This window comes from Candidatus Eisenbacteria bacterium, from assembly GCA_013140805.1.
GTDB lineage: Bacteria > Eisenbacteria > RBG-16-71-46 > RBG-16-71-46 > RBG-16-71-46 > JABFRW01.
Genome location: JABFRW010000053.1, coordinates 1 through 5,898, shown reverse-complemented (window position 1 = coordinate 5,898; position 5,898 = coordinate 1). Strand labels below are relative to the sequence as shown.

Annotated in this window: 5 protein-coding genes; all 5 read right to left on the bottom strand. The window is 68.9% G+C overall.

The genetic code is table 11. The annotated features are described in order from the left end of the window. On the bottom strand, positions 1-276 hold a 276-nt coding region (locus tag HOP12_05015; protein ID NOT33516.1), incomplete at its 3' end, for a hypothetical protein. A 115-nt stretch (positions 277-391) separates the two neighbouring features. Beyond that, on the bottom strand, positions 392-1,453 hold the full coding sequence (locus HOP12_05010) for an energy transducer TonB (protein ID NOT33515.1): 1,062 nt from the start codon (positions 1,451-1,453) through the stop codon (positions 392-394). Continuing rightward, positions 1,450-1,881, bottom strand: coding sequence for a hypothetical protein (locus tag HOP12_05005; protein NOT33514.1), 432 nt, complete (start codon positions 1,879-1,881; stop codon positions 1,450-1,452). Before HOP12_05005 ends, HOP12_05010 begins: the two co-directional genes overlap by 4 nt. 2 nt (positions 1,882-1,883) lie before the next feature. Beyond that, positions 1,884-2,981, bottom strand: coding sequence for a hypothetical protein (locus tag HOP12_05000; GenBank protein NOT33513.1), 1,098 nt, complete (start codon positions 2,979-2,981; stop codon positions 1,884-1,886). Beyond that, the coding region (locus HOP12_04995) for a tetratricopeptide repeat protein (protein ID NOT33512.1) at positions 2,978-5,898 on the bottom strand (2,921 nt) is incomplete at its 5' end. The genes HOP12_04995 and HOP12_05000, both read right to left, overlap by 4 nt.

Sequence of the window (5,898 nt, the reverse complement as noted above, 5' to 3'; positions counted from 1 at the left end):
GCTCACCGCGGTCTCGTGAGCGGCCGCGAATTCGGGGAGTGCGGAGTTGGAGTCGGTACGCGCTCGTGGGGTCACGAACAGGGCGAGTGCCAGCGCGGCCACCATGCCGGCGCCGCCGAACCACAGCGGCTCGGACCACGCCTGCAGCCGCCGATCCGCCGGGTTCGCGCGCGCAATCCCAGGTCCCTCCGGCAGGGCGTGGGGACGCGGTTCGGGCGCGTCGGACGACGACCCGTTCGGATCCTCGGCGCTCGACTGATTCGGGGTCTCGTCCACCGTACGCCTCCGTGGGTCAGCGGCCCGGAAACGCACGAGTCGGCCTCACGGTAGTTTTGGCGAAGATCCGGAGACCTGGGCCCGGGTCGCGCGGCGCGTGCGGCCGCGCGGCGACTCAGTTGGGAGGCGTGAAGACGAACGGCGCCTGGAAGGTGGTCAGGCCCTCGGGAATCGGCGGGAAGCGCCACTCGCGAATCTGCGACAGCGCGCAGTTCTCGAGCTTGTCCGAGCGAACCGAGTTCGAGATCACACTGGCTTCGGTCACGGCACCCGAAGCGGCGACCGTGATGGCGACCACCAGCTTGCCTCGCAGGCTCGGATCGCGCTTGAGCTCGTTGCTGTAGCAGTACTGAATGCCGGCCGCGTAGCGCTGGATCACAGCCAGCAGCGAGGCATTGCTGCGATAGACGCCGGGATTCATGCCCGAGCGTGGCGAGCCATCGGGAGAACCGGTGCCCGAGGACGGCGCCGGGGCGAGCGAGCCGACTGCCACCGAGGCCCCTTCGACCGCGCCGCCCAGATCGGCCGCGGAGCCGCTGCCCGCCTGTCCAGAACCGATCGATCCGAGGTCGCCGCCACTGCGCCCGCCGCGCACCACGCGTTGGCGCGAGTGGTTCGAAGCGGTGCGCACTCCGTTCGCAGAGGCCAGCGACGAGGACAGATCGGCGATGCTCTGGTCGAGTGCCGCGCGGCTTCCGGCGAGCTGCTTGGTCGCTTCGGCGGCACGCTCGCGGCCGCGCCGGATGGCTGCTTCGTCGACCGCGCGCGACGGATCGTCACGATGGACGCGGGTCGGGATCAGCGGCTGGTTCTCGGGCGGCGCTTCGAGCGCCGGCGCCGGCAGGATCTTCTCGACCTGCAGCGCACTCAGCGCCTGGTCGGGCATCGTTTCGATCGCCGGCGGCGCTTCGAGAATCAGTTCCGGAAGGATTTCGACCTTGAGCTGTTCGAGCTCGACGCGCGCGACGATCTGCTGCTGCACGGGGATCACGAAGATTCCCAGTACGAACAGCACGATGAGCGCGCCGCATGCGAGCACCAGACTGCGCGACAGCCGCGACTTGAACGCGGCCGCGAACGCACGCCGGTCGGCGATCATGAGCAGCGGGCCGCTCGGACCGATCGGCGGTCGAAGGGGCCGGTGGCTCGCGGCGGCAGGTGCGAGAGGTCCGTTCATTGCGGCTTGACTCCCTGAGTGGAATCGGGACGCGGGCTCGCGAGCGCGACGCGCGACGGCAGTGCGGTGCCCGCACCCACTTCCCGGCTGGTCTTGAGATAGCGGCGGTGATTGAAATCGAGGAAGCGGCGCTGATCGCGCGCGGTGATGAACAGAACTTGAGGAACCGGGATCTCGCCCTCGATGTGAATGTCCTCGAGCGAGCGAGCGCTACCCGAGCGCGCGCTGGCCGGCCTCGAGCTCGAAGTCGCGACAACCACTGGGGGCTTCGCGGCCACGGCGGACTTCGCGACCACGGTGGGCTTCGCATCCGCAGGTGGCGTGACGACCGCAGGTGTGACGGTCGGCTTCGCCGGCGGCGAGGCCTTCTGTTCCGCGGAGATCGCCACCTGGCTCACGAGCATGAGTGCGAAGATCAGAGCGCGCATGGTCAGTTCCCCTGTTGAGCGAGTCGTTTGAACTCGCTGCGTTCGAAGGCGGCGAACAGGCTGTCGGGGTCGGCCTTGGCGCGTTCACGATAGGCGTGGAACCAGCGGCCCGCGGCTTCCTCGTCGAACAGGTAGAACTTTTCGAGGATCGCGAGGTTGTAGTAGGGCCCCGCCAGGCGGGGATCGATTTCGATCGCGCGCAGGAAGGCACGCCGCGCCGCGACCGGATCCCCACCACGCAGCTGCGTGATGCCGAAGTTGTTCTGGTTGACGGCACTCTTGCCTTCGTCAGCGACCGCATCCGAAGCCAGCGAACGTGCGCCCTCGGGCTGATTGGAGCGCAGCGTGAGGTAGACCAGAGCGGCGCGTGCATCGCGCGAAGCGGTGCGGGTCAGCGACGCCATGATGGCGCGCGCATCGTCGATGCGATCGAGTGCGTCGTAGTGCAGCGCGAGGCCCGCCCACAGGGCAGCCGGTACGCCATCGGGCCATGCGGTGGTCTCGGCCACGGCGGGCTCGAGCAATGCGACGGCCTCGGCATGGCGCCCGCTGTCGTACCACAGCTTGGACAGCAGCGAGAGCGCGGGAGCGTAGCGGGGGCTGCGTGCGAGCGACTTCTCGAGCGCCCCTTCGGCCGCCGAATTCGAATCGGCCCCGGCGAGCAGCTGCCCGAGTCGGTAGGGCCAGTAGGGCTCCTGAGGCGCCAGCAGCGCCTGCTCGCGCGCTTCCGCGGTGCGCTTTTCGAACTCCGAGGGTTTGATGGATGCCATCGGGCGTTCGGAATCGGAGTCATGCTTCGGCGGCTTCGGTGACTTTGCCGACTTTGCCGACTTCGCCTGCTTGCTGGCGAGCGATCGAGCGGCGGCCTGGGCGCGCTTCTCGGCCTTCGCCTGCGCGCGTGCCTCGGCGACACCGGGTGCCGCGGGAGCCTTGATGAGCCACTTGATCGGAGGAACGCGCGAGACGCCCGACAGGGTGGCGCAGCCGGACAGCGCCACGGATGCGGACAGCATCAGCAGCAGGAGCGTGACGCGCACCGAGGTGGCGCGCCCGCGGCGAGATCGCACACTCGAATTCGAGGTTCGGATCGTGTGGTTCATCGGTCGCCGCCCTGTCGCTGCGAGTGATCGCGCGCGGCGTCGCTGCCGCCGCCCTTCGACTCGCGCTCCTTCTTCGCCTTTTTCGATCTCTTCGGCGTGTCCTGATCGCCGCGTTCGTCGCGACGATCCGCGTCGATGCGATCGACTTCCGCCGCCGCGACCAGCGGGTACTCGACTTCGGGCCGGAAGAAGAACTTCCCGCCGATCCGATGCCACAGCGACCCCTGAGCCTTGACGACCCACGGGTCTTCGGGCGTCTCGCGCCCCTTACGACGCATCAGGTCCGACCACACTTCTTCGCCACGGTCGTAGAAGGTGGAGGCATGGGTCGCCAGCACCTCTTCGTAAGCCGTGAGCGCGTCTCCCTTGAGATCGGCCGGTCGCTCGCTCTTCTGGAGCGCCTCGCCGAAGCCCACCAGCGTCTCGCCGATACGATAGGTCGAGGCGTTCGCCCACTCGGCGATGCCGTGATCGACACTGCCGCGGTAGTGGACCATCACCTGATCGAGCTGCTTCTGCTTGGCGGCGATCGACCTGGGCAGCGGGAGCTTGAGGGCCAGCGCGTCGCAGGCGGTGCGCGCTTCCTCGCCCCGCAGGTAGGCGACTTGCGCCAGCACGTCTTTGGCCGCGAGCTTCGGGTGCGCCTCGGCCTGCTTGAGATACTCGGCGAGTCGCGAGGTCGGCGCCGCAACGGCGGGTTTCTTCGGCGCCTTCGCACCCTTCGCGAGCTTCGGCGCCGGCAGTGCGACCAGCGTCGAGATCGGACGCGCGGTGCCGAGTGCCGCGAGTTCGCGGCGTGCCATCGACTCGTAGATCTCCATCACGTTTTCGGTGTCGTTCGGATAGCGCTTCACGTACGAGAGCCGCAGCTCCTCGGCACGCGTGTCGGCGCCGCCGCTCGCGAACAGATCCGCGGCCTTGAGCCACGCCTCGCGTGCGGTCGAATCCCTAGGGAAACGCTCGACGAACCGCGCATACGCTTCGGCGCTGCGGGTCGCGTCCTTCCTCTGTTCCCACGCCTTGGCGATCTGCAGGTGCGCGTCGCGAACATACTCGCTGCCCGGAAAGCGCTCGATCAGAGTCTGCAGCGCGCGCACGCCTTCGCCGGTGTTGCCGTCCTCGAGCCATGCGAGCCCGGCGCGGTACTGCGAGAGCGAAGCGTGCGGGAAGTCGGGGAACCGCGCCGCCACCTTCTCGAACAGCTGGGCATGACTGCCGTGCTTCGAGGAGTCGGCCGCAACCGCGGCCTCGGCTTCGCGGTAGTAAGCGACCGGAATCGCGGCGGTGGCGCGACGGACGAGCGAGTCGACCCCGGCGCTCTTCGCACTCGCCAGTGCCTCTTCATAGGCACGTCCGGCGTCGGCGAAGGTGCCGAGACGATAGAGCGCATCGGCGCGCAGGATCGCGGCGCGCGGCGCGCGCGGATCGGCGGCATGCCGGGTGGCGAGCAACTCGAAGTCGTGCGCGGCACGGTCGTACCAGCCGTGCGCGAACGTCAGGTTGGCCGTGCGCCAGCGCAGGTCGGCCGCCTTGGCATGATCCGGGTGTTTTTCGAGCAACGCATCGGAGGCACGCATCATCTCGCGAGCCAGCGAGTCGGAGCCCAGTGCGGCACGCTGGGTGCCGCTGCCACGGGTGCTCTCGTACCACGCGTCGGTGACCGCGACGCGCTGCCACCGCGCGAGCACCGCGATGCTGTCCTGCGATGAGCGTTCGGCCGCTTCGTAGTGATGGAGCGCCAGCGCGTACTGGCCGAGCTTGGTACGAGCCTCGCCCGCCTGCAGATGAATCTCGTCGGCGACCGCATCGTCCGGCCACTTGCTCAGCAGCGTCTCGTAGAGCTCGAGGGCGGTGCGCCAGTCCGACTCGCGGCCCTTCTCTCGCGCCGCCAGATGATGGTCGTGCGCCACCGACAGAATCGAGGAGCGCGCGAAGCCGGCACCGGCCTGTCGCAGCGAATCCGAGCCCTGCGCCTTCGCCCAGTCGCTTCCGGGCGAGAAGCGCGTCGCCCACGCGAGCCGCGCGTCGCGCGCGGCGTCGGCGTGATCAGCGCGCAGATGGGTTTCGACCAGACGCTGCGCACTCAGCAGCGCGTCGGCCTCGAGCGGGTGGCGCTCGAGGAACAACTGGTCGGCTGCCGCTGCGTCGGCGAGCTGTCCGAAACGCCGGTAGTGCTGGCCGAGCGACAGCAGCACGCGCCGAGCGTAGGGCCGATCGCCGATGCGATCGAAGTAACGCGCGTAGGCACCTGCGCCGCCGGCGCCGGCCAGCGAGTGCACCAGGTACTGCTCGGCCTCGCGTTCGATGTCGGCCTTGATCTCGAGCCGCTTGCCCGACGCGTACAAGTCGAGCACGGCACGGAACCCGTCGGCTGCGTCCTCGAACTTGTCGCGGTTGAAGTGCGCCCAGCCCATCTTGTAGAGCGCGATGACCTGGAGGCTCGGATCCGGGCCTTCGGCCGCTTTCTGGAAGAACGGCACGCACTCGGCAAAGCGCTTGTCGTTGAAGCGCAGATCGCCCATCCGCAGGTGCGCTTCCTGGCCGTACGGGGAATCGGGATGATGCTCGATCAGCTCGGCAAAGAATCGCTCGGCGCCCGGGTCGCCCTCGTCGGCGAGGATCATGGCCGCGTTGAATCGCACCGCGTCGAGATGCTCGAACTGCGGATCCTCGGCGAGAATCGCGCGGTAGAGCGCGAGCGCCGGACCGTGCGTCAGCAGCGGGAGCGCGCCGGTCGGCCGTCCCTCGGACTGTGCCTTCAGGAACACCGCCATGCGTGAACGGAACTCCTGACGCGCCTCGAGCAGGAGCAGGTCTGCGAGCCGAAAGCGCATCTCCCCGCGCGCGAACGACTTCGGATGGCGCTCGAGGAAGCTGCGCAGCGAGCCGATCGCCTGCGCGCGCCACGCGACCGCGG